Origin of the sequence: Aeromonas sp. R6-2 (assembly GCF_040908155.1) — a bacterium.
Lineage (GTDB): Bacteria > Pseudomonadota > Gammaproteobacteria > Enterobacterales > Aeromonadaceae > Aeromonas > Aeromonas schubertii.
This window is the reverse complement of sequence record NZ_JBFODE010000006.1, coordinates 203979-227037: the sequence shown is the minus strand read 5'-3', so window position 1 is coordinate 227037 and position 23059 is coordinate 203979. Positions and strand designations below refer to the sequence as shown.

Annotated in this window: 23 protein-coding genes and 5 tRNA genes; 4 read left to right on the top strand and 24 right to left on the bottom strand. The window is 63.0% G+C overall.

What is annotated here, in order from left to right; all coding sequences use genetic code 11:
• Positions 1-62: 62 nt before the first annotated feature.
• From rbsB to ubiG, 6 genes are all read right to left on the bottom strand, one after another.
• A complete protein-coding gene (rbsB, locus tag AB5Y48_RS01385) occupies positions 63-938 on the bottom strand; it encodes a ribose ABC transporter substrate-binding protein RbsB (protein ID WP_050664944.1) in 876 nt (291 codons plus the stop codon).
• Between the two features lie 23 nt (positions 939-961).
• Positions 962-1927 (bottom strand): ribose ABC transporter permease, encoded by a 966-nt coding sequence (rbsC, locus tag AB5Y48_RS01380; RefSeq protein ID WP_005352039.1) that lies wholly within the window; start codon positions 1925-1927, stop codon positions 962-964.
• A complete protein-coding gene (gene rbsA / locus AB5Y48_RS01375) occupies positions 1924-3438 on the bottom strand; it encodes a ribose ABC transporter ATP-binding protein RbsA (RefSeq protein ID WP_368163538.1) in 1515 nt (504 codons plus the stop codon). The genes rbsC and rbsA overlap by 4 nt, the downstream gene beginning before the upstream one ends.
• An 11-nt stretch (positions 3439-3449) precedes the next feature.
• Complete coding sequence (gene rbsD / locus AB5Y48_RS01370) at positions 3450-3869, bottom strand: D-ribose pyranase (protein ID WP_136613584.1); 420 nt, start codon at positions 3867-3869, stop codon at positions 3450-3452.
• Between the two features lie 177 nt (positions 3870-4046).
• A complete protein-coding gene (locus AB5Y48_RS01365) occupies positions 4047-4715 on the bottom strand; it encodes an HAD family hydrolase (RefSeq protein WP_368163535.1) in 669 nt (222 codons plus the stop codon).
• Positions 4712-5428 (bottom strand): bifunctional 2-polyprenyl-6-hydroxyphenol methylase/3-demethylubiquinol 3-O-methyltransferase UbiG, encoded by a 717-nt coding sequence (gene ubiG / locus AB5Y48_RS01360; protein ID WP_050664963.1) that lies wholly within the window; start codon positions 5426-5428, stop codon positions 4712-4714. The genes AB5Y48_RS01365 and ubiG overlap by 4 nt, the downstream gene beginning before the upstream one ends.
• 175 nt (positions 5429-5603) lie before the next feature.
• Between ubiG and gyrA the strand changes: the two genes are divergently transcribed.
• Entirely contained in the window at positions 5604-8327 is a 2724-nt protein-coding gene (gyrA, locus tag AB5Y48_RS01355) for a DNA topoisomerase (ATP-hydrolyzing) subunit A (RefSeq protein WP_136613581.1), read from the top strand.
• A 223-nt stretch (positions 8328-8550) separates the two neighbouring features.
• Here gyrA and AB5Y48_RS01350 read toward each other — a convergent pair whose 3' ends face one another.
• The 4 genes from AB5Y48_RS01350 to AB5Y48_RS01335 all read right to left on the bottom strand — a co-directional run bounded on the left by AB5Y48_RS01350 (position 8551) and on the right by AB5Y48_RS01335 (position 11762).
• Entirely contained in the window at positions 8551-9591 is a 1041-nt protein-coding gene (locus AB5Y48_RS01350; RefSeq protein WP_224162395.1) for a PA0069 family radical SAM protein, read from the bottom strand.
• Positions 9592-9690: 99 nt separating this feature from the next.
• Complete coding sequence (cdd, locus tag AB5Y48_RS01345; protein WP_368163532.1) at positions 9691-10572, bottom strand: cytidine deaminase; 882 nt, start codon at positions 10570-10572, stop codon at positions 9691-9693.
• A gap of 150 nt (positions 10573-10722) precedes the next feature.
• Positions 10723-11412: an LrgB family protein gene (locus tag AB5Y48_RS01340; protein ID WP_050664936.1), complete on the bottom strand. Its 690-nt coding sequence runs from the start codon at positions 11410-11412 to the stop codon at positions 10723-10725.
• Positions 11409-11762 carry a CidA/LrgA family protein gene (locus tag AB5Y48_RS01335; protein ID WP_050664935.1) on the bottom strand — a complete coding sequence of 118 codons (354 nt, stop codon included), beginning with the start codon at positions 11760-11762 and terminating at the stop codon, positions 11409-11411. The genes AB5Y48_RS01340 and AB5Y48_RS01335 overlap by 4 nt, the downstream gene beginning before the upstream one ends.
• Positions 11763-11927: 165 nt before the next feature.
• On the opposite strand from AB5Y48_RS01335, the gene AB5Y48_RS01330 reads away from it, so the two are divergent.
• Positions 11928-13574 (top strand): glycoside hydrolase family 36 protein, encoded by a 1647-nt coding sequence (locus AB5Y48_RS01330; RefSeq protein WP_368163563.1) that lies wholly within the window; start codon positions 11928-11930, stop codon positions 13572-13574.
• Between the two features lie 54 nt (positions 13575-13628).
• Here the strand turns inward: AB5Y48_RS01330 and AB5Y48_RS01325 are convergent, their stop codons facing one another.
• The 12 genes from AB5Y48_RS01325 to AB5Y48_RS01270 all read right to left on the bottom strand — a co-directional run bounded on the left by AB5Y48_RS01325 (position 13629) and on the right by AB5Y48_RS01270 (position 20988).
• Positions 13629-14129, bottom strand: coding sequence for a hypothetical protein (locus AB5Y48_RS01325; RefSeq protein ID WP_050664933.1), 501 nt, complete (start codon positions 14127-14129; stop codon positions 13629-13631).
• 102 nt (positions 14130-14231) lie between these two features.
• A complete protein-coding gene (sbcB, locus tag AB5Y48_RS01320; protein WP_368163531.1) occupies positions 14232-15659 on the bottom strand; it encodes an exodeoxyribonuclease I in 1428 nt (475 codons plus the stop codon).
• 349 nt (positions 15660-16008) lie between these two features.
• Entirely contained in the window at positions 16009-17271 is a 1263-nt protein-coding gene (locus AB5Y48_RS01315; RefSeq protein ID WP_368163528.1) for a Y-family DNA polymerase, read from the bottom strand.
• On the bottom strand, positions 17268-17693 hold the full coding sequence (gene umuD / locus AB5Y48_RS01310) for a translesion error-prone DNA polymerase V autoproteolytic subunit (RefSeq protein WP_060586230.1): 426 nt from the start codon (positions 17691-17693) through the stop codon (positions 17268-17270). Before umuD ends, AB5Y48_RS01315 begins: the two co-directional genes overlap by 4 nt.
• Positions 17694-17801: 108 nt before the next feature.
• Positions 17802-17878 (bottom strand) — tRNA-Val (locus tag AB5Y48_RS01305).
• Between the two features lie 6 nt (positions 17879-17884).
• Positions 17885-17961: transfer RNA gene (locus AB5Y48_RS01300), tRNA-Val, on the bottom strand.
• A gap of 6 nt (positions 17962-17967) precedes the next feature.
• Positions 17968-18044, bottom strand: a tRNA-Val gene (locus AB5Y48_RS01295).
• A gap of 9 nt (positions 18045-18053) precedes the next feature.
• Positions 18054-18130: transfer RNA gene (locus AB5Y48_RS01290), tRNA-Val, on the bottom strand.
• Positions 18131-18144: 14 nt separating this feature from the next.
• A tRNA-Val gene (locus AB5Y48_RS01285) sits at positions 18145-18221 on the bottom strand.
• A 108-nt stretch (positions 18222-18329) separates the two neighbouring features.
• Complete coding sequence (locus tag AB5Y48_RS01280; protein WP_368163526.1) at positions 18330-19340, bottom strand: DUF3080 family protein; 1011 nt, start codon at positions 19338-19340, stop codon at positions 18330-18332.
• Entirely contained in the window at positions 19318-20667 is a 1350-nt protein-coding gene (locus tag AB5Y48_RS01275; RefSeq protein WP_224162401.1) for an MATE family efflux transporter, read from the bottom strand. Before AB5Y48_RS01275 ends, AB5Y48_RS01280 begins: the two co-directional genes overlap by 23 nt.
• A 114-nt stretch (positions 20668-20781) precedes the next feature.
• A complete protein-coding gene (locus AB5Y48_RS01270) occupies positions 20782-20988 on the bottom strand; it encodes a YaeP family protein (protein ID WP_050664927.1) in 207 nt (68 codons plus the stop codon).
• Between the two features lie 107 nt (positions 20989-21095).
• Here AB5Y48_RS01270 and AB5Y48_RS01265 point away from each other — a divergent pair, with 107 nt between their 5' ends.
• Both AB5Y48_RS01265 and AB5Y48_RS01260 read left to right on the top strand, forming a co-directional pair.
• A complete protein-coding gene (locus AB5Y48_RS01265; RefSeq protein ID WP_050664926.1) occupies positions 21096-21707 on the top strand; it encodes a riboflavin synthase in 612 nt (203 codons plus the stop codon).
• Positions 21708-21726: 19 nt separating this feature from the next.
• The gene (locus tag AB5Y48_RS01260; RefSeq protein ID WP_050664925.1) at positions 21727-22014 is read left to right on the top strand and encodes a YciI family protein; all 288 of its coding nucleotides are present in this window, start codon (positions 21727-21729) and stop codon (positions 22012-22014) included.
• 53 nt (positions 22015-22067) lie between these two features.
• Here the strand turns inward: AB5Y48_RS01260 and AB5Y48_RS01255 are convergent, their stop codons facing one another.
• Entirely contained in the window at positions 22068-22271 is a 204-nt protein-coding gene (locus tag AB5Y48_RS01255) for a CPXCG motif-containing cysteine-rich protein (protein ID WP_043157967.1), read from the bottom strand.
• Positions 22272-22356: 85 nt separating this feature from the next.
• The gene (gene hxpB / locus AB5Y48_RS01250; protein WP_060586220.1) at positions 22357-23001 is read right to left on the bottom strand and encodes a hexitol phosphatase HxpB; all 645 of its coding nucleotides are present in this window, start codon (positions 22999-23001) and stop codon (positions 22357-22359) included.
• Between the last annotated feature and the right edge of the window lie 58 nt (positions 23002-23059).

Below are 23059 nucleotides of genomic sequence, written 5' to 3'. Positions count from 1 at the left end.
GGTCGCGTTGCGGCCGCACGCCAGGCAGCACCATGCGGGGGCGAGGGCCCCCGCAGCGGAGTTTACTTGGTGACGACTTGCAGCGGTACCGGAATGGCACTATCCACTTCCTGCCCCTTGAGCACCTGGTCGGCGGTTTCGACGCCGATGGCACCGATCAGTGCCGGCTGCTGGGCCACGGTGGCGGCCAGCTTGCCCTTGGCAACGGCGGCCTTGCCGTCGTCAGTTCCATCGAAACCGACGATCATTACCTCCTTGCCGGCGGCCTGCACCGCGCGGATGGCGCCCAGCGCCATCTCGTCGTTCTGGGCGAACACGGCCTGCACTTCGGGTTGGGCGGCCAGCAGGTTCTCCATGACGTTGAGCCCCTTGGTGCGGTCAAAGTCAGCCGGCTGGGAGGCGAGCACTTTGAAGCCGTTGGCCTTGACCGCCAGGGCGAAGCCTTCGCCGCGATCGCGGGCGGCAGAGGTGCCGGCGATCCCCTCGAGCTGGATCACCTTGGCGCCCTTGCCGAGCTTCTCGGCGATGAAGTCACCGGCCATCTTGCCGCCGGCCACGTTGTCGGAGGCGATATGGGCCTGGACCTTGCCCTGGGCGGCACCGCGGTCGAGGGTCAGCACCGGGATGTCGGCGCGGTTGGCCAGTACGATGGCGTTGCCGACGGCGGCGGAGTCGGTCGGGTTGATCAGGATGGCGCTCACCTTGCGCACGGTGAGATCTTCCACGTTGGCCAGCTCCTTGGCCGGGTCATTCTGGGAGTCCAGCACGATCATCTGGTAGCCCAGCTCCTTGGCCTTGGCCTCGGCCCCCTCCTTCATGGTGACGAAGAAGGGGTTGTTCAGGGTCGAGACCACCAGGGCCAGGGTCTGATCGGCAGCGTGGGCGGTGCCCATGACAGACAGAACGGCGGCGGCGAGCAGGGTATTGAGCTTTTTCATCGTTTCATTCCTTGTGTGTGTCATCACTTGCTTTTGTTATCGATCATCACGGCGAGCAGGATCACGCTGGCCTTGGCAATCATCTGGTAATAGGAGGATACGTCGAGCAGGTTCAGGGCGTTGTTGAGAAAGCCGATGATGAGGGCCCCGATGAGGGTCCCCATGATGCGGCCCTTGCCCCCCATCAGGCTGGTGCCACCGAGTACCACAGCGGCGATGGCGTCGAGCTCGTAGCCCATGCCGGCGGTCGGCTGGGCCGACGACAGGCGCGAGGTGACGATCAGCCCCGCCAGGGCGGAGAAGACGCCGCACAGGCTGTAGACGGCGAGCTTGACCCGCGCCACGTTGATGCCGGAGAGGGCGGTGGCGGACTCATTGCCCCCCAGGGCGTAGATGTAGCGCCCCAGGCGGGTGTGGTTGAGCAGGTACCAGGCAAACAGGAAGGTGAGGGCCATCAGCCAGATGGGCACCGGGATGCCGAGAAGATATCCCGTTCCGAGCCAGGCGAACTGGTCGGCCACGTCGCTAAAGCCGGTGGAGATGGGGCGCCCCTCGGTGTAGACCATGGTCACGCCGCGCAGGGCCGTCATGGTGACCAGAGTGGCGATGAAGGCCTGCACCTTGCCCTTGGCTATGATGGCGCCGCTCAGGCCCCCCAGGGCGCCCCCGGCCAGCAGGGCGGCGGGCACGGCGACATAGATGGGCAGCTCCATACCGATCATGCTGGCGGCAAAGGCACCGCACAGGGCCAGCACGGCGCCGACCGAGAGATCGATGCCGGCGGTGAGGATCACCAGGGTCATGCCCACGGCGATGATGGCGTTGACCGAGGTCTGGCGCAGGATATTGAGCAGGTTGTCGACCGTGAAGAACTGGTTGTTGAGCAGCGACACTACGGCGATCAGCACCAAGAGGGCGACCAGGGATTTGTTGTCAATCCACCAGCGTTTGCTCAGAAAGCCCGTCCGGGCTGCAATTTGGGATGTCATGCCGGCTCCTCTTGCCATTGTTTTCCTACTGCGGCGGCCATCAGGCGCTCCTGGTTGGCCTCGTGTCGATTCATCTCGGCGCTGACGCGCCCTTCGTGCATTACCAGGATGCGGTCGCTCATGCCGAGCACCTCCGGCATTTCGGAGGAGACGATGATGACGCTCATCCCTTCTTTCTTGAACTCGTTGATGAGCTGGTAGATCTCCTTCTTGGCTCCCACGTCCACCCCGCGGGTCGGCTCGTCGAGGATCAGCACCCGCGGGCGGGTGAGCAGCCCCTTTGCGATGGCCACCTTCTGCTGGTTACCCCCCGAGAGCAGGCGGATCGGCTGCTCGGCGCCCGGGGTCTTGATGTTAAACAGACGAATGTAGTCGCTGACCGCCTGGCGCTCGGCATTGCCGTCGATGTGGATGCCGCGCACGAACTCGCCCAGGGCACACAGGGTCATGTTCTCGCGCACCGACATGGGGAGCACCAGGCCGTCGCCCTTGCGATCTTCCGAGATGTAGGCGATACCGGCGGCCAGGGCATCGGCCGGAGAGCGCGGAATGAGCGGCTCGCCGCCGAGGGCCATGTTGCCGGCACTGGGGTGCGCCGCACCATAGATGAGCTTCATCAGCTCGGTGCGCCCGGAGCCCATCAAACCGCTAAAGCCCAGGATCTCCCCCTCGTGCAGGGTGAAACTCACGCCGCGCACACCGGGGCCGCTTAACTTCGAGACCTGCAGGCAGACCGGGCCCGGTTCGCGTGCCAGGCGCGGGTACTGCTCGTCGAGACGGCGACCCACCATCATCTCGATCAGGCGATCCTCGTCGAGTTCGCTCACCGGGCACTCGCCAATCCACTTGCCGTCGCGCAGCACGGTGACGTCGTCGCAGATCTCGAAGATCTCCTTGAGCCGGTGGGAGATGTAGACGATGCCGCAGCCCTGGGCTCGCAGCTCGCGAATGACGGTGAACAGCTGCTCGGTCTCGGTGTCGGTCAGGGCATCGGTCGGCTCGTCCATGATGATGACGCTGGCGTCAAAGGAGAGGGCCTTGGCGATCTCCACCATCTGCTGCTCACCGATGGAGAGATCCCCCAGTCGGGTATCCGGGCCGTGCCTGACGCCGAGGTGCGTCAGCAGGGCGGCGGCACGCTGACGCAGCTGCCCGTGATCGATGCTGCCAAAACGGGTACGCGGCTCGCGCCCGAGGAAGATGTTGGCGGCAATGGAGAGCTCGGGCAGCAGGTTGAGCTCCTGGTGGATGATGCTGATCCCCTGATCCTGGGACTCGCGCGGTCCGCGAAACGCCACTGGCGCCCCACGATAGGTGAGGATGCCGCTGTCAGCCTGATAGATGCCGGTCAGCACCTTCATCAGGGTCGACTTGCCGGCACCGTTCTCGCCGAGCAGGGCCATGACCCGGCCCGGGTAGACGCGCAGGCCCGCCTCGTCGAGGGCCCGCACGCCCGGGAAGGTCTTGACGATCCCGGTGAGCTCGAGCAGGGGAGTGGAAATCGGGTTCATGCTCGCTCCCATCAGAAGGCGACGCCGGCGCAGAGAATGAGGTTGGCGTAGGGGGTGGTCTCACCGCTGCGCACGATGGCGCGGCTGCGGCTGCTGCGGGCCTTGAAGGCCTCATGGCTGATGTAATCGATGGTGACGGGCTTGCCCTGTTCGGCGGCGTGGCGCTCGATGCGCGCGATCAGTTGCTGGTGGCAGGCCGGGCTCACGCTCTTGATCTCCTCAGCCAGCACCACGCGCTCGACGGTGAGCTCGTACAGGAGAGCATCGAGGGTGGTCAGCAGAGAGGGGGTGCCGGGGGTGAGGGCCAGATCGATGCGCTCGGGGCCGTCCGGAATGGGGAGCCCCGCATCGCAGACCACGATCTCGTCGGTATGACCGACCCGGGCGATGAGCGCGCTCAGGGGCGCATTGAGCAACTTGCCACGTTTCATACAACACCTCTCGGCCCTGGGGCCCTGTTTTGTCTCTCGGGTACGCAACCGGTTGCGTCGAAGGGTAGGAGCATGGGGGAGTGGATGCCAGCACCACGTCTCAGGAGTGTGAAAAGGATCTCAGAGCGGTGGGAAAAAGGAGTCAAAAGAGAAGGCGCCAACGGGGCGCCTTCGGGGTTATCGGCTCAAACGCAGCCAATGATGCAGTGCCTGGACGGTGTCAAAGTGCAGATCTGCCTGCCACAGGGCGGGGTCGTCGTGCTCATCGAGATAACCCCAGCCAGCCACGGCCGTCACCATACCGGCATTGCGGCCGGCCTCGATATCGCGCACATGATCCCCCACATAGAGGGTGTGGGCCGGGGCCACCCCCAGCTTGTCGCAGGCGTAAAACATGGGGGCGGGGTCGGGTTTTCGCACCGGCAGGGTGTCGGCGCTCACCGCGACCGCGCATCCCTTGAGCTCGGGCAGCTGCGCCAGCAGCGGATCGGTGAGAAAGCCGGGCTTGTTGGTCACTATGCCCCAGGGCATGGCCCGCTCCTCGAGCCAATGCACCAACTCGATCATGCCCTCGAAGGGGCGGGTGCCAAGACAGAGGTGCGCGGCGTAGTAATCGAGCAGGGCGGTGCGAAGGCGGCTGGCGCCGAGCTCTTCGAGCAGCTCGTCACCGAGGCCGGCACGCAGCAACCCCAGCGCCCCGTGGGAGGTGGTCTGTCGGATCACCGCCTCGCTGAGCGGTGCAAAGCCCTCTTGCACCAGCACGTGGTTGACGGCGGCGCCCAGATCCGGCGCCGTGTCGAGCAGGGTGCCGTCGAGATCGAAGAGGACCGCATGCAGGGGGCTCATCGGGCCTCCGGGCGGTTGAAGGAGACCATGTAGTTGACGTCCACGTTGGCACCGAGACGAAAATCACCGAGCAAGGGGCGATAGTGCACGCCGCTCATGTGGCGCACCACCAGCTCGCTGGCCTCGGCCATGCGGCACAGCTCGGCCGGGGTGATGAACTTCTTGTGATCGTGGGTACCCTTGGGAACCATCTTCATCAGGTATTCGGCACCGACGATCATCATGAGATAAGACTTGGGGTTGCGGTTGATGGTGGAGACCACCACCCGACCGCCGGGGCGCACCAGGGTGGCGATGGCACGCAGTACGGACGCCGGATCGGGCACGTGCTCGAGCATCTCCATGCAGGTGACCACGTCGTATTGGCCGGCAGCCTCCAGGGCGTGGGCTTCGGCGGTGATCTGTTTGTAAGTGAGCTCCACCCCCTGCTCCAGGGCGTGCAGGCGGGCCACGGCCAGGGGCTCCTTACCCATGTCGATACCGGTCACAATAGCGCCGCGCCGCGCCATGCTTTCGGCCAGGATGCCGCCACCGCAGCCGATATCGAGCACCTTCTTGCCAAACAGGCCACCGCACTCGCCATCGATCCACTCCAGGCGAACCGGGTTGATCTGGTGCAGGGGCTTGAACTCCCCCTCCATGTCCCACCAGCGAGAGGCGACGGCCTCAAATTTGGCGATTTCCGACGGGTCGACGTTACCATTGGTGGCAATCTGTTCAGCATTCATGCGCGCAGCTTCCTCATGGGCATGTTCTTTCGTTGGCGGCATTATAACGGACACCCTCTGACAGGCCAGAACCGTTTTTGGCTTAAGGATTTACGCGCCCTGTGTTACCATGACGCGCTGTTTAAGCCAAAGAACAACTTATTAGGGATTAAGGCTTTCTATGAGCGATCTGGCCAGAGAGATCACGCCGGTCAACATTGAGGAAGAGCTCAAGAGTTCCTATCTCGATTACGCCATGAGCGTCATCGTGGGACGAGCCCTGCCGGATGTGCGTGATGGCTTGAAACCGGTCCACCGCCGTGTGCTCTTCGCAATGAATGAGCTCGGCAACGACTGGAACAAGCCCTACAAAAAATCGGCCCGTGTGGTCGGTGACGTAATCGGTAAGTACCACCCCCACGGCGACAGTGCCGTGTATGACACCATAGTCCGCATGGCGCAGGACTTTTCCATGCGCTACATGCTGGTCGACGGCCAGGGCAACTTCGGCTCGGTCGACGGCGACAGCGCCGCGGCCATGCGATACACCGAAGTGCGCATGGCGCGCATCTCCCACGAGCTGCTGGCCGATCTCGACAAAGAGACGGTCGACTGGGTGCCCAACTATGACGGCACCGAGCTGATCCCGGCCGTGCTGCCGACCAAGGTGCCGAACCTGCTGGTCAACGGCTCCTCCGGTATCGCGGTGGGCATGGCGACCAACATTCCGCCCCACAACCTCACCGAGGTGATCAACGGCTGTCTGGCCCTGATCGCGGATGGCAGCATCGGTATCGATGACCTGATGGAGTACATCCCGGGTCCCGATTTCCCCACCGGTGGCATCATCAACGGGCGCTCCGGCATCATTCAGGCTTATCGTACCGGTCGTGGCTCCATCTATGTGCGTGCCAAGGCCGAGGTAGAAGTGGACGAGAAGACGAGTCGCGAGACCATCATCGTTCACGAGCTTCCCTACATGGTCAACAAGGCGCGTCTCATCGAGAAGATCGCCGAGCTGGTCAAAGAGAAGAAGATCGAAGGGATCAGCGCCCTGCGTGACGAGTCTGACAAGGACGGTATGCGGGTCGTTATCGAGATCAAGCGCGGCGAGTCTGGCGAGATTGTGCTGAACAATCTCTACAAACACACCCAGATGCAGACCACCTTCGGTATCAACATGGTGGCGCTGGACAACAACCAGCCCAAGGTGCTCAACCTCAAGGAGATGCTGGAAGCCTTCCTGCTGCATCGCCGCGAAGTGGTGACCCGCCGCACCGTGTTCGAACTGCGCAAGGCGCGTGACCGGGCCCATATCCTTGAAGGTCTGGCGGTGGCCCTGGCCAACATCGATCCCATCATCGAGCTTATCCGCCACAGCGCGACCCCGGCCGAGGCAAAAGCCGGCCTGGTGGCCAAGGGCTGGGCGCTCGGCAACGTGGCCTCCATGCTGGAGAAGGCCGGTGGCGACGCCGCTCGTCCCGAGTGGCTGGAGCCCGAGTTCGGTATCCGCGACGGTCACTACTTCCTGACCGAGCAGCAGGCCCAGGCGATCCTCGATCTGCGTCTGCACAAGCTGACCGGCCTCGAGCACGAGAAGATCCTGGAAGAGTACCAGTCTCTGCTCGATCTCATCGCCGAGCTGCTGCACATCCTGGCGAGCCCGGAGCGCCTGATGGAGGTGATCCGTGACGAGCTGCTGGCCGTGCGCGATCAGTACGGTGACGAGCGTCGCACCGAGATCAGCGCCTCCAGCGCCGAGATCAACATCGAAGATCTGATCACGCCGGAAGATGTGGTGGTGACCCTCTCTCACCAGGGTTACGTCAAGTACCAGCCCCTCTCCGACTACGAGGCTCAGCGTCGTGGTGGCAAGGGCAAGTCCGCGACCCGTATCAAGGAAGAGGACTTCGTCGAGCGTCTGCTGGTGGCCAACACCCACGACACCATCCTGTGCTTCTCGACGCGCGGCAAGGTGTACTGGCTCAAGGTTTATCAGCTGCCGGAGGCGTCCCGCGGCGCCCGCGGTCGTCCCATCATCAACCTGCTGCCGCTGGAAGAGGAAGAGCGCATCACCGCCATCCTGCCGGTCAAGGAGTACGATGCGGACAAGTATGTCTTCTTCGCCACCGCCAACGGTACCGTGAAGAAGACCAGCCTCTCCGATTTCAGCCGTCCGCTCTCCTCCGGGATCCGGGCTATCAACCTGAAGGAAGGGGATGAGCTCATCGGTGTCGATATCACCGACGGCAGCAACGAGATCATGCTCTTCTCCGACGCCGGCAAGGTCGTACGCTTCCACGAAGGCAGCGGCCGTGCCGATGACCAGGTGGAAGAGGGGGACGAGGCCGAATCCGATGACGAGGCCGCTGAAGGCGAGAGCAAGGGCGGCAGCTTCAAGGGCGTGCGTCCCATGGGCCGTACCGCGGCCGGTGTGCGCGGCATCAAGCTGGGCGCCGGTGACAAGGTGGTCTCCCTCATCGTGCCCCGTGGCGATGGCGCCATCCTCACCGCGACCGAGAACGGCTACGGCAAGCGCACCGCGCTGGACGAGTATCCGACCAAGAGCCGTGCCACCCAGGGCGTTATCTCCATCAAGGTGGACGATCGCAACGGCAAGGTGATCGATGCCATCCAGGTCGATGAGACCGATCAGATCATGCTCATCACCAACGGTGGCACCCTGGTGCGTACCCGGGTGGCGGAAGTGAGCGTCATCGGTCGTAACACCGGTGGCGTGCGTCTGATCCGCACCGGTGAAGACGAGATCGTGGTCGGCCTGCAGCGCATCGCAGAGAGCGATGACGATGACGAGCTGGTTGCGCTGGGCGAGGATGGTGAGGGCGAGAGCCCGGCCGCCGATGGCCCGCAAACCGACGCACCGGCCGATGATAGTGCCGAGTAAACCCGGCAAAGAGTGCCAGAGTGGCACGATGAAAAAGGGCGCCTGATGGCGCTCTTTTTTTATGCCGTCACGGCGGGCTGGCTCGCTGCTCGATAGCCACTGCCATGAGAAGAAGAGGCGAAGAGCGGCAGGATGTTCCGGGATCTGCGGTGCCGGCTGTGGGGTGACGAGCTCATTCCGACGGAGGAGGGGGGGCAGCACGATCTGCGTTCGGGTGGGGCCATTAGAAGAGAGTGAGCTGCTCCCCGGGTCGACGAAAGGCATCGAGCCGCAGTGGCAGGCGGGGGACGTCGAGTCCCAGACGGCGCACCGCCAGACGAAAGCGCTGGGCGAGCAGGTTGGCAAACTCCCCCTGTCCGCGCATCCGTTCACCAAACTGCGGGCTATTGAGCGCCCCCTCGCGGCTCTGGCGCAGGATGGAGAGCACCGCCTCACGTCGTCCCGGATAGTGCTCGCCGAGCCATGCCTCGAACAGGGGGGCGAGCTCGCGGGGCAGGCGCAGCAGGATATAACCGGCGCAGTCGGCTCCTGCCGCCGCGGCTCCTTCCAGGATCCGCTCCAGCTCGTGCTCGTTGAGGCGCGGGATCATGGGGGCGGCCAGTACCCCGACCGGAATGCCGGCGCGGGTGAGCTGCTCGATGACCCTGAGGCGCCCCTTGCCCGGGGTTGTGCGTGGCTCGAGCCGCTGGCGCAGGGTCTCGTCGAGGGTGGTGACCGAAACCATGACGCGGCACAGTCCTTCGGCGGCGAGCTCGGCCAGTATGTCCCTGTCGCGCAGCACCATGGCGCTCTTGGTGATCAGGGTTACCGGATGGCCGTGATCGCCCATGACCTTCAATAACTCGCGGGTGAGTCGCAGCCGTTGCTCGGCCGGTTGGTAGGGATCGGTATTGGCGCCGATGCAGATCACCCGGGGCCGGTAGGCGGGGCGAGCAAACTCGGCGCGCAGCAGCTCGGGGGCGTTGCGTTTGGCGAAGATCCGCGTCTCGAAGTCGAGGCCAGGGGAGAGCTCCAGGTAGGCGTGGCTGGGGCGGGCATAGCAGTAGATGCAGCCGTGCTCGCACCCCTGATAAGGATTGATGGAGGCATCGAAGGGCACATCGGGCGAGCGGTTGTGGCTGATGATGCTGCGTGCCTCAACCTGGCTTATCCGGGTCGCAGGGGACGGGCTTGCCGTTTCTTGCCACCAGCCGTCATCGACGGTCTCGATGCGCTGTTGGGTAAAGCGATGCACCACGTTGCCACTGGCGCCACGTCCGGCCATGGGATTACCTGTACTGTATAAGTAAACAGTATTTTGTGGCTGCTGCCCGGAAAAAGCAAGCGGGCCCAGGGGCCCGCTTGTGATCGTGATGGAGAGGGATCAGAGCGTCAGGGTCTCGAGGGCGATGCTGCTGACCGCCTTAAGGGCCGAGCGAGCGCTGTCGACCTGGCTGATAAGCCCATTCTTGCTCTCGACCAGTACGGCGCGGCGCAGGGTCGCGAGATCTTCTCCCGCCAGAACCGCATGGGTACAGGCCATCTGCATGGGGGGCAGACTGGGGTTGAAGGCGGCGTTCTCTGCGTAACGGCCCTCTATGATGTGGCCGTTGGCAAACTCCAGCGCCACCCCGGCAAAGCCTCGGCTGTAAGGGGCATAACTGCGATTGGCCGCCGCCAGGGCCGCCAGCGCCAGAGGATCTTCGCAGGTTAAGGTGAGACCATGATCCTGATGGCTCATCAGGGCGTCGGTGATCTGCAAGTCGGCCGGCCCGAAGGAGTGAGGCAGGAAGGCCTGCAGCGGGCTGTGGTCATCGGGCAGGGTCACCTTGATCATCTTGGCGGTGGTCAGTTCGTTCATAAACTGACGGCAGTGGCCACAGGGGGTGTAATTGACTGTGATCTCGTCGATTCCGGTTTCGCCGCCAAGCCAGGCGTTGGAGATGGCTGACTGCTCGGCGTGGATGGAGTGGAACAGCCCCTGACCGGCAAACTCCATGTTGGCGCCGAAGTACCAGGCACCGCTCTGGCCGCTGGCAATTGCCCCCACATAGAAGTTGGAGATGGGGGCCACCGAGCAGGCCGCCGCCAGCGGCAACAGGGCCAGACGCAGGGCTCGGTCTTCCATGCCGGTGGCGAGTTTGAGGGCGGCCACTTGCTCTGGGGTCAGACGAGCCTGAAAGGAGTCCTGATTGAGAACAGGTGCGAGCGCATCTTGCAGCTCGGTGGACAGGTTATTGAAAGGCTTGGCAAAACGGGGATGCATGACTCTTCCTCATGGGCCAATTGGGAGGGCATTGTAGGGAGGCAGAGGGGCAAAGAGTGTGAGCGCGATCACGTGGATCGCGCCCGGGCGGGTTGATCTCTCAGATGAAACGTTTAACAGCTCAAAAGTGTGGGCGTCGTCTCACAGCACTCATACCCCGAAAAGGGCAGAATAGAGGGCAAAGAGCAGGGGGGCCACGGCGGCGGTCAGGATACCGCAGACCACCATGGCCAGCGAAGAGAAGGCTCCCTGGGTGATCCCCTGCTCGGCACTGGCCGCCGTGCCCACGGCGTGTGCTGCTGCCCCCATGGCGAGACCCTGGGCCTCGGGATCGGTGACACCCATCATCCTGAGCAGGGGAAAGCCGATGATAGCCCCCACCACCCCGACGATGACGACGATGGCGGCGGCAATGGCCGGAATACCGCCGAGGGACTGGCTGACGCTCATGGCCAGTGGCGTGGTGATGGACTTGGTCACCACCGAGGCGAGCATGGCCGGCTCGGCATGGAGCAGATGGCCGATCACCAGGGTGGTGCCCACCGAGATCAGGACGGAAAGCAGGCAGCAGATCAGTATGGGCTTGAGCCTGGCCAGGATCTGCCGCGACTGCTGGTAGAGGGGCAGCGCCAGAGCGACCACGGCGGGCTCCAGCAGGGCCGTGATGGGGGAGGTCCCCAGCTCGTACTGCTCCAGGGGCAGGTTGAAGAGCAATATTATTCCGATGATCACCAGGGTCGGGATCAGAACCGGGTTGATCACAGGCCAGGGAAGGCGTCGGTAGAGAGTCCGGGTGGCAAAGTAAAGAGCCAGGGTCAGGGGCAAGGCAAGCCAGATCATTGCTTGTTCATCCTTTGATAGAGGTGACCGACGCCGGCGAGGATCAGCACGATACCGCTCAGGATGGCGGTGACGATGAGGGGGAGGGCATGGCGCAGTGGCTCGAGCCAGGCCACCAACCCGACCGCAACAGGGACAAACAGCACTCCCATGTGGCGCAGCAGCAAGCCGGCACCACGCTCGACCCAGCTCAGCCTGACCAGTTGCAGCGAGAGCAGCAGATAGAGGATCAGAAGGCCGATAATGCTTCCCGGAAAGGCGAAAGGCAGCAGCGCCGATATCCCCTTGCCCAGCATCAGGGCCGCCAGGATCACCAGAAAATCGCGCAGATAACGCAGCAAAATGGGCATAGACACGTGGGTACCCCATAAGTGTGAGCAGGCTCGCAGTTTAACAGAAGCCGCCTGCACAGACAGCAGGCTGGCGATAAATAATTTCTAATGAAACAATAACCAAAATAAGGAGCCTCAGTGGGAAACGTTCTCTCTTCACTTCGTCAGTTGGCCGTGACCCGGATGCCCTTGGCAGACCTGCTTGTTACTCATGAGTGGCATGACCGAGAATGCCGGGTGCGCCTTGACAATGTCGGGGCCGAGCGGGTGTGTCCCGACGATTGGCTGCTCTTCGATGGTCAGCTTGGCCTGGCCGGGGCGCCCATCTATGGGGAAGGGTTTCAGATGTTGGCCCAGACCCTGGGGACCTGGTCTGCTCCCGAGGCGGTGGGGCGCTGTCCGGATGCGGACAACTACCGGATCACCCATGACGATGGCTTTCACACCGTCCATAACCTGCTGCTGGTGCAGACTCCCTCGGGTTGGCTCTTGCTGGCCTTTGGTGCTTGCCTGCGCTTTGGTGGTGAGTTTCGCCTCTATCCGGACGGTCGCCTGCAGATCCTGATGCGCACCGAAGGGCGGCCCCTGTCACCGGGTCAACACTGGTTGAGTGAGCCCCTTATTTGCCTCGAGGGGAGCGATCGGGCGGCACTGCTCAGCGAACTGGGCCAGCGTCTGGCCCGGGAGCACGGGGGGCGCGCCGGACGTCGTCCGAGTGGCTGGTGCTCCTGGTATCACTACTACGCCGAGGTGAGCGAGGCGGATATCCGTGAAAATCTGGCCCAGATGGGTACTCGTTTCACCGACCTGGAATATGTGCAGATCGACGATGGCTATCAGGCCTTCATGGGGGACTGGCTTGACCCCTCCGAACGTTTTGCCGGTGGTGTGCCTGCTCTGGTGGAGGAGATCCGCGCCGCCCATCGCAAGCCGGCCCTCTGGGTAGCGCCCTTCATCGCCGAGCCGGGCTCTCGGCTGTTTCGCGATCACCCCGACTGGTTTGTGAAAGATGAGCAGGGCCAGCCACTGGCTGCCGAGCTGGTGACCTATGGCGGTTGGCGTTGTACTCCCTGGTATGTGCTCGATGGTACCCATCCCGAGGCTCAGCGCCATCTTGAGTCGGTCTTTGCTACCCTGCGCCACCAGTGGGGCATCGATTATTTCAAGCTCGATGCCAACTTCTGGGGCGCCATCCACGGAGGTCGCTTCCTTGATCCCGATGCGACCCGTATCGAGGCGTATCGGCGCGGCATGGCGGCGGTGCGTCGGGGCGCCGGTGAGGATGCCTTCCTGCTCGGCTGCAACGCCCCCATCTGGCCGAGCGTTGGGTTGGTCGACGGGATGCGGGTGAGTGACGATGTGGAGCGCAAGGGGCCGCGTATTCGCCAGATCGCCCGCGAGCTCTTCTGCCGCGCCTGGCAGGGTGAACAGCTCTGGGCCCTGGATCCGGATTGTGTCTGCCTGCGCGACATTCCCGGTCAACAGGCGAGTGAGGCTGACTACGCCTTTCACCTGGCAGCCATGGTGGCCAGTGGTGGCATGATCCTGGCCGGCGATCGCCTGCAAGACCTCGACGCTGGGCAGGCCGCAGCGCTCAAGCAGTTGTTGGCTCTGTGCCAGAGTCTCAGTGCGCCGGCTCGCTTCGGCGATCTCGGGTTTTCACAAGGGGAGATCATATGGCAGGGGCAGAGCCTGCGCTGCCTCTTCAACTGGTCCGGTGAGCCGCGTCAGGTCATGTTGCCGGCAGGTGCCGTGAACTTTTGGGACAACCAGCCCCTGGGTGAGCGTCTGACCCTGGCTCCCTGCGAGGGGCGCGTGGTGCGTCATTGAGCCGACCCATCAGAAGAGAGGCCCGATGGCCTCTCTTCTCTTATGTGCGGTTTTCTAGAAATGCCACTCCATGCCGATGGCGTAGCGGGATGAGCCATAGCCGGGCAACTCGTGGGTTGAGGCGATGGCGCGCAGTGACAGCGAGGCGGTGAGGGGAATACCGATCCCGACCCCGGCCGCCAGCTGATCCTTCTGGCGTCCCATCAGGTCGGCGCGCAGTATGCCGTAGAGAGACTGATCCTGATTCAGGTGCAGATAGCTCTGGTTGGAGAGGCTGTAGGCCTGGGTAAAGAGTTCGAGTTGGAAGCCATTGCGTGCCGTGATGGCCAGGGGCACGCCGACGAAGTCGTAGAGCTCGGAGTCACTGAAGTAGCTGTTGGTGATAGCCGGAGTGAAATCGGTCGCCTGATAGAAGTCGTCGAAGCTGCGTCTGAGCTCCCCGTAGGCCTGTGCGGGCAACTGCTGCAGATAGCCGGGAAGGGTGACGAGGGGCGACGCAGCCAGGGGAGCGCAAAAGAGAGCAAGCAGCAGTGGCGAGAGCAGGGGTGAACGCATCTGGGCTCCGGGTCGATGGGCGGCATCCGGCCGCCCGATGCCTTGAGTATGCAAGGATTATGACCCGCCGGGCAAGCCGGCGGGTGAGAGGCGGGTCACAGCTTAGAGATCCTCGAGATAACGATAGATCTGGTGCAGCACCTTAAAGCGGGACTCGTCGTCCTGATATTGGCTCGCCAGGGCGTCGAGTCGGCTGGCGTACTCGGGCAGACGGGCACCGAAATAGTCGGCGCAGTGGCTGCGCCAACGGCGCGCCTCCTCTTCGCTTAAGGTATGGGGCCAGTTACGGGCGCGGTAGCGAAACAGCATCTCGGGAAGCCTGGCATCGCTAAACGAGAAGCTGCGCTCCCCGAGCAAGTCGGGAGCGGTGGCCCGCACCATCTCCATGGCGGCCTTGTCGCCGGGGCCGAAGAAGCTGCTGTAGAGCATCAGATCCGGATCGCGGCTCTGCTCGCCCTGCCACTCCTGATTGAACACCTCCACCACCTTTTCGCGGATCTCCGGGTGCTTTCGCAGCAAGTCCAGGCTCTTTCTGCACTGCTCGCGATCGATGCCGAGTTCATCGGCCCGCTCTGGCGTCAGGGTTGCAGCCGGTGCCAGTACCGGGCACTTGTTGATATGCACGAGCTTCAACGGCACCGACTCGAGCTCACCGAGATCGTCCCTGCGGGTGTAGAGGCGCTCGCGCAGGGTATTGGCGTCGAGATCGAGCAGCACTTGCGGATCGCGGGTCAGATCCACCACGATCACCGCATTCTGGTTGGTCGGGTGCCAGGCCAGGGGTGATACCCAGCTGGCGCATCCCTGCCAGGGAGAGAACATGCCCGAGACGTGCACCAGTGGCTTCATGCTCACTACATCGATGAGCGCCTTCACCTTGTGCTTGCTGCGCAGATCGAACAGATAGTCAAACAGGCGCGGCTGGGCCTCTTTGATGAGTCTGGCCATGGCGATGGTGGCCAGCACGTCCGAGAGGGCGTCGTGAGCCTGCTCATGGCCGATGCCGTTGGCGCGGGTCAGGTTCTCGAGCTTGAAGCTCGGCTTGCCCTCGTCGTCGAAGCACCAGGTGATCCCCTCCGGGCGCAGGGCATAACAGGCGCGCACCATGTCGAGGATGTCCCAGCGGGAGTTGCCGTTTTGCCAGGAGTAGGCATAAGGGTCGTAGAAGTTGCGATAGAGGGTGTTGCGGGTCACCTCGTCATCGAAGCGGATGCTGTTATAGCCGAGCACACAGGTGCCGGGGGCCGCAAACTCCTCATGGATCTGGCGGATAAAGTCGGCCTCACACAGGCCATCTTTCATCGCCTTTTGCGGGGTGATGCCGGTGATAAGGCAGGCCTCGGGCTCGGGCAGGTAGTCTGCCGGCGGTTTGCAATAGATAACCAGCGGCTCGCCGATGATATTGAAGTCCAGATCGGTGCGTACCCCGGCAAACTGGGCCGGCCGATCCCGCGACGGGCTGATCCCGAAGGTCTCGTAGTCGTGAAAGCAGAGAGTGGGTTCAGTGCCAGGTTTTGTTGTTCTGTTCATAGGTTCCGGTTCGTCGGCGGGCGGCGAGTGGGTGGAGAGAGGCTCCGTCATGGGCTGCATGGTAAACCATAGTGCAGGCGAGGCGAAGGGAGGGAGATGTGCCTGCTGGTTTATTGGACAAAGACCCGCCCATCAACGGTGTGGTGGCTACAAAAAAAAGCCCCGCATGGAGACGGGGGAAGGAGTATGGAAACTCTTCAAGGAAGGGACTACTGGCGATTAGCGCGTGTGAGGAACTGCACAACTACGCAGGGCCACTCTACATTGAGCGCTATATGAGGCCAATTGCCATATCTGACAGGCACAGGGGGCTCACTTTGCTTTCGGATCTCGGCCTCGGTGAGGGAGATCAGGCTCTGACTCTGGGAAGGTCTGCCAGTGAGTGGGTGTAGTCGGGGCTCTTGTGCTCCTGGCGCATCATCCACTCGGGCTCTCTGAGCCCCTGGGCGGCATAGTGTAGCTGGCCGAGCCCCCGGGCGCGGATCCTGTCCACCGTCTGCATCAGGGCCTGGCGTCTGGGGTCTGGGGACGGGCAGAAGAGATCGCTCTGACATTGGCCGCGTGACCGCAGATCCGTGAGCATGACGCCTCCTTTTTGATACTTGAGGCTCGGCTGCCACAGTGTGTCCAGATGAGGGCGCACCAGGGTCAGCAGATGCCCCGTGTCATCGCTGGGAGTAGCCAGTGGCAGGGAGAGATGCAGGGCCGGTGACTCGGGGGCACGAAACGGGTTAGCGCGTACAAAGAGGGTGAGGTGGCCGGTGCAGAGCGATTGCTGGCGCAACTTCTCGGCGGCGCGTTCGATAAAGGTGGCCAGGGCCTGGTTGAGGCGCTCTTGGGTGTTGATGGGGTGGCCGAAGGAGCGGCTGCAGAGCACCTGCTGGCGCGGCTCGGGAGGCTCAAGCTCCAGACAGGGAAGCCCGCAGAGCTCTTGCACCGTGCGCTCTAGCACCACACCGTAGCGGCTGCGCCAGTAGGCAGGCCGGTGAGCCAGCAGCTGGGCTATGGTCTCTATCCCTTCAGCCTGCAGGCGGGTGGAAAGGCGTCGCCCTATGCCCCAGACCTCACCGACCGGTGTGATGGTCATCAGGCGGTGGCGGCGCGCCGCATCGCGCAGATCCACCACCCCCCCTGTGGCTGGCCAACGCTTGGCGGCATAGTTGGCGAGCTTGGCCAGGGTCTTGGTAGGGGCTATCCCGACCCCGACGGTGAGGCCGGTCCACTGGCGTACCCGATCGCGCAGCTGCCGCCCATAGGCCTCCAGATCACCGGCCCAGCGTTCACCGAGCTCGAGAAAAGCTTCGTCGATGGAGTAGATCTCCACCCGTGGCGAGTGCTGCTCGAGCAGGCTCATCACCCGTTGGGAGAGATCCCCGTAGAGGGCATAGTTGGAGCTAAACCAGACACCGCCTTGAGCCTCGAACTCTTTTCTTATCTGGAAAAAAGGCACCGCCATCCTGACCCCGAGGGCCTTGGCCTCGGGGCTGCGCGAGACCACACAACCATCGTTGTTGGAGAGCACCACCAGGGGGCGCCCATTGAGATCGGGGCGAAACAGCCGTTCGCAACTGGCGTAGAAGTTGTTCACGTCCACCAGGGCATAGGCGTTCATGAGGTGCCCCGCTCCAGGGTGTGCAGGGCAAAGGTGACCACCCCCATCAGCTCGAGAGGCTCCCCATCCCCAAGAGGCAGCACAGGATAATCCGGGTTGGCGGGGAGCAGGGCCGGATAGGGGGTGCACTGCAACCGCTTGACGGTGAACTCCCCATGGAGGCAGGCGATCACCACGTCCCCGTGACGGGGAGTGAGGGCCCGGTCGACCACCAGCAGATCCCCGTCGTGGATGCCGGCCCCCGTCATGCTCTCGCCACAGGCCCGCACGAAGTAGGTGGCGGCCGGGTGGCGCACACAGAGGGTGTTGAGATCGATAGGGGTGATGGCGTGATCCTGGGCCGGGGAGGGAAAGCCGCAGGGGACCCGATTCTCGAAACAGGGCAGGGGGAGAGAAGGGGGATCGATCAGGGGGCGTATCATAGGTGCAGGTCTTGTTACTGTGTTTATATACAGTATAGACCGGTGTGCCGTTGAGCCCAAGGCCACAAAAGCAAAAAGGCCCGCAGCGATGCGGGCCTTTCGGCATGATGGTGCGCTCTAGTGGACTCGAACCACCGACCCCCACCATGTCAAGGTGGTGCTCTAACCAACTGAGCTAAGAGCGCAGATTGTGGTGGGTTTAATTGGATTCGAACCAACGACCCCTACCATGTCAAGGTAGTGCTCTAACCAACTGAGCTATAAACCCGCAATCTGGTGCGTCCTAGTGGACTCGAACCACCGACCCCCACCATGTCAAGGTGGTGCTCTAACCAACTGAGCTAAGGACGCAAATTGTGATGGTGCGCTCTAGTGGACTCGAACCACCGACCCCCACCATGTCAAGGTGGTGCTCTAACCAACTGAGCTAAGAGCGCATCATAGTAAATCGTGGTGGGTTTAATTGGATTCGAACCAACGACCCCTACCATGTCAAGGTAGTGCTCTAACCAACTGAGCTATAAACCCACGTCGTCGTGCTGACGAGGCGGCATACTACCCATGCCCCCCGAGGCTGTCAACCAATCCCATCGCATTCCTTGATCGTTTGCCGAGTTCTTGCGCAGCTTGTTGATTTTACGGGCGTATCCCCACTTGGCAGCGTTTCAGCAGCCGTTGCCACAGGTGGGCATGGTCACTGATTGAGTGGCGAAAGTCGAGGTAGAGGCCACTCTCGCGCCCCTGTCCGTAGCGAAGATGCCAAGGCGTGAGGGCCGGAAGTGGTGCCGGAGGCGCCATCAGTCGCTGCAGGGCGGGTGCCAGGCGCAAGAAGCGGCGCTCGAGGCGGCTCAGGTCGGGTTGAACGCCCTTGCCATAATAGTGGGTCAACGCGCCGCGCAGACGCATCACTCGCTCCGGGTCGGGGCCGCAGGAGAGGGCTTCCAGGCGCGGGGCGAGCCAGCGGTTGGTCACCTTCAGCCAGAGGGTGACACTCTCCATGGTGTAGAGCAGACGGGCGAGCTCACCCGAATCGCGCAACTGTGCGGAGAGTGAGAGCAGCTCCCTTTGCTCGTGCCAGTCGAGGGTACCTGCGGCGCTCTGGCGCAGTTGCAGCCAATGATGCAGCAGGCTCTCGAGAGGCTGATCAGACGCGGGATCGGGGTCGCTCAGGGGAGGCCGCGGCGAGAGCTGGCGACGCAAGACGGGATCCGAAGCCAGGGCATTCCAGGCACGCAGGGGCAACATGGCCCGCTTGGCCCGGGCCAACGCCTCGAGCCATTGGCGGGTAGCCGGGTTCTCGCTGTCACACCCCTCGAGCCGGCGCACCAGCGTCAGCTCGTAGTCGAGCAGGGTGAGATGATCGGCGCTCATGCCCAGCGGCCCGTTGCGTTCGGCGATCTCCCGCCCCAGCCCGCAGCGGCTGAGGGTCAGGATATCGAGCAAGTCTACTCTGAGCTCGGGCAGGGGGAGCATCAGGTCCTGCTGGCGGGGTAGGGGGGTCGTGTCAGGAGTATCGAGAGCGGGGGGCTCGGCATCCAATATTGCAGCGAGGCGGATCAGGTATGTATCGAAGGAGGACTCCATGGCGGGCCGGCAGCCCGCCAGGAGTAACAGGAGCAGAAGGCTAGCCGTGTGCCGTGCGCCCATAGATCACCTTGAGCCTCAGGCCCAGCATCAGGGCTGCCGCGGTCAGGCCTACGATAAAGCCAACCCAGAAGCCCTGCGGCCCGAGGCGGGGTAGCAGCAGGTCCGTCATGCCCAGCACCACCCCGGTAGGCAGTCCCAGACCCCAGTAGGCGATCAGGGTGAGGTAGAAGATCGCCTTGGTATCCTTGTAGCCGCGCAGGGCCGCCGCCGCAATCACCTGCACCGAATCGGAGAGCTGATAGACGGCTGCCAGCAGCAGCAGGGCTGCCGCCAGGGTGATCACCTGACTGTCATCGGTGTAGATCCCGGCGATCTGGTGACGCAGCAACACGGTAAACAGGGCGGTACAGGCGGCTGCGCTAAGCCCCAGCAGCAGGCCGGTGCGGGCCGATCGGCGGGCCTGCGCCCCGTCCCCTTCACCTATGTTATGGCCAACCCGGATGGTGACGGCAACGCCGATGGAGAGCGGCAGCATAAAGACCAGGCTAGAGAAGTTGAGGGCCACCTGGTGGCTTGCCACAATCTCAGCCCCGAGTGGGGCCAAAAGCAGGGCCACTACGGTGAACAGGGTCACCTCGCAGAAGATGGCCATGGCGATGGGAAAACCCAGGCGAAACAGGCGCCAGATCCGGCTACCGTTGGGGCGGGCGAGGGAACCAAAGAGATCGAACTCTTTGAACAGTTTCGAGAAATAGATGTATCCCATCATGGCAAACAGCATGGCCCAGAGCACGATGGCGGTGGCCACGCCACAGCCAACACCACCCAGGGCCGGCATGCCGAACTTACCATAGATGAAGATCCAGTTGACCGGTACGTTGACCGCCAGTCCCACGAAGCCGATCACCATGGTGGGGATGGTATGGGAGAGCCCCTCGCTGAAGTTGCGCAGCACCTGAAACAGGGCGAAGGCGGGCAGGCCCCACAAGATGGCGTGCAGGTAGCCGGTGGTCTTGGCCGCGAGGGCGGGCTCGACCTTCATCACCTGCAGGGCCAGTGGGCTGAGATAGAGGGCCAGCATGCCCAGGGGGATCACCATCAGAGCAAGCCAAAATCCCTGATGAACGGCCGGGCCGATCTCCCCCCGCTTACGGGCGCCGTTGAGTTGGGAGACGATGGGGGTGAGGGCCATGATCACCCCCTGCACCAGCAAAATGATGGGCAGCCAGAAGCTGGCGGCCACCGAGACGGCGGCCAGATCCACTGCGCTAACCTGACCGGCCATCACGGTGTCGACGAAGCTCATGGTGGTCTGGGCCACCTGGGCGATAAGGATGGGTGTGGCGAGGCGCACCAGATTTCGTGCCTCGGACCAATAGGACTGCACTGACACCTCCGACGGGTCAATCGATAAAGAGCCAAGAGAAAGAGCGGGGAAGGAGGGCCGGCGAGATGCCGGCCCGATGGGTCAGTGTAACGGCTGGGGCACCGAAAGAAAACGTTATGCGTCCTCGTGATCGCTGATGAGCAGGTTGGCGGCAGCAAAGGCAGCCTGCTGGCGCAGCTCGGCAGGGACGCGCTCGTCGCAGGCCACCGCATCGAGGGTGCGCACGGCGGCGGCAATGGCCTTGGGCACATAACCCTGCTCACCCGAGCCTATCTGGCTATAGGCGGCGCGCACGGCTTCACAGCATTCAAAGACCTTCATGGTTCTCTCCTTTCATAAAAACGACGGGACTATAGCGGGTTGTTTTACCCTTGCCCACCCCTTGTAGGCGAGGGTAACCTTGCTGCGTTCCAAACGAGGAGAGCCCTATGTTTACCGGTATCGTGCAGGGGGTGGCCGAGATCCTGGCCATCGAGGAGAAAGAGGCATTTCGCACCCATGTGATTCGCATGCCGAGTGCCCAGTGGGGCGAGGGGCTGCAGATCGGTGCTTCGGTGGCCCACAACGGCTGCTGTCTGACGGTGACCCGTATCGAGGGAGAGGCGGTGAGCTTCGATCTGATGCGCGAGACCCTGCGTCTGACCAACCTGGGGTCGCTGGGTGTCGGCGATCGCGTCAATGTGGAGCGGGCTGCCCGTTTTGGTGACGAGATTGGAGGCCACGCCATGTCGGGCCATATCATGACCACGGTACGGGTGAGCCAGGTCATCGACACCCCCAACAACCGCCAGGTGTGGTTCGAGATCTCCCCTGAGTTGATGCGCTATGTGTTGACCAAGGGCTATATCGGCATCGACGGGATCAGCCTCACCATCGGTGAGGTGCGTGATCAAGGCTTCTGCGTCAACCTGATCCCCGAGACCCTGGCCCGTACCAATCTGGGCTGGGTCACGCCAGGCTGGCAAGCCAATATCGAAATCGATCCCCAGACCCAGGCCATTGTCGATACGGTGGAGCGGGTGTTGGCGGCGCGGCAATAACCGTTAAGGAGTGAGCTCCGTGTTTGTGGTGACCTTAACGTACGTAAAACCGATCGCGGTGATCGATGAGCTGATCCCGGCTCATGTGGAGTGGCTCAAGGCGCATTATGCGGCGGGGCATTTTCTCGCCTCTGGGCGGCGGGTACCGCGAAGCGGTGGCGTGATCCTGGCCAACGGTCTGACACGTGAGGCGCTCGATCAAGTGCTGGCTGGCGATCCCTTTCGGCAGGCTGGTGCCGCCGAGTATGAGGTGACCGAGTTTGTGCCGAGCATGACGGCGCCACAGCTGGATAGTCTGCGGGGCTGATGTCTGTCCCACTGACAGCAAGGAGTGCGGGGCCTGATGGCCCCGCGTTTATATCAGAAGATCTGCTCGTCGTCGGCATCGACAAAGAGTTGCAGGCGATCGCGCTCCTCATCCTTGTGCAGACGCAGGTGGATGGGGTTGCAGCAGGCCATGCAATCTTCGTAGTAATCTTGATCTCCCTGGCTGGCGTCGAGCTCCACCACAGTGTGGTGGCCGCAGTGGGGGCAGACGATTCGCTTGCTGGTGTAGGTGATCATGGTCTCCTCCCGGCCCATAGGGGCTCTTCACATGTCTTGAGTCTAGCCGCTGTGTGCCGGGGAAAACCGCGAGAGAGAGCACGTTCTAGCGTAGATGTGTGGCCTCCAGGCGGGCCAGGGAGGGGAGCTCGAGATCGGCGATGGCCAGACGTGGATCCCCCACCAGGGCGGGATCGGGCACGATGAGCGCCTTCATGCGCGCTGCCTTGGCGGCCAGCAGGCCGTTGAAGCTGTCTTCCACCGCCATGCATGCTTCGGGGTCCAGCCCCAGCTTCTCGGCGGCGTGGATATAAACATCCGGGTGGGGCTTGCCAAAGCGCTCTACCTCGGCCGAGTGAAGGGCCTCGAAGTGATGGGCAATGCCAAGGGTCTCCAGCACGTTATGAACCATGGTCATGGGAGAGCTGGTGGCAAGGCCGATGTGAAGCCCCTGATCACGGATAAGCGTCAGGGCGTGATCGAGCCCCTCCTTGGGGGTGCCTTCGAGGCGGATGAGGCGATTGACCTCGGCCACAATACGCTCGACGACGGTCTGCTGGCTCGGCGGATTGATAAGATCCGGGTAGCGCAGGGCCACCACCTGATCGATGCGAAGACCCATGGTCGCCTCGCAATCGGCCTGGCTCATGGGTCGTCCCAGCTCACCGAAAACCTGGCTCTGGGCCCGTTGCCAGAAGGGCTCGGAGTCGAGCAAGACCCCATCCATATCGAAAATCACTGCCTTGATCATGATGGCTCCTAATGCGGCGTCCCGCTGTGACGCACAGGATGATGGGTAAGACGCCCCC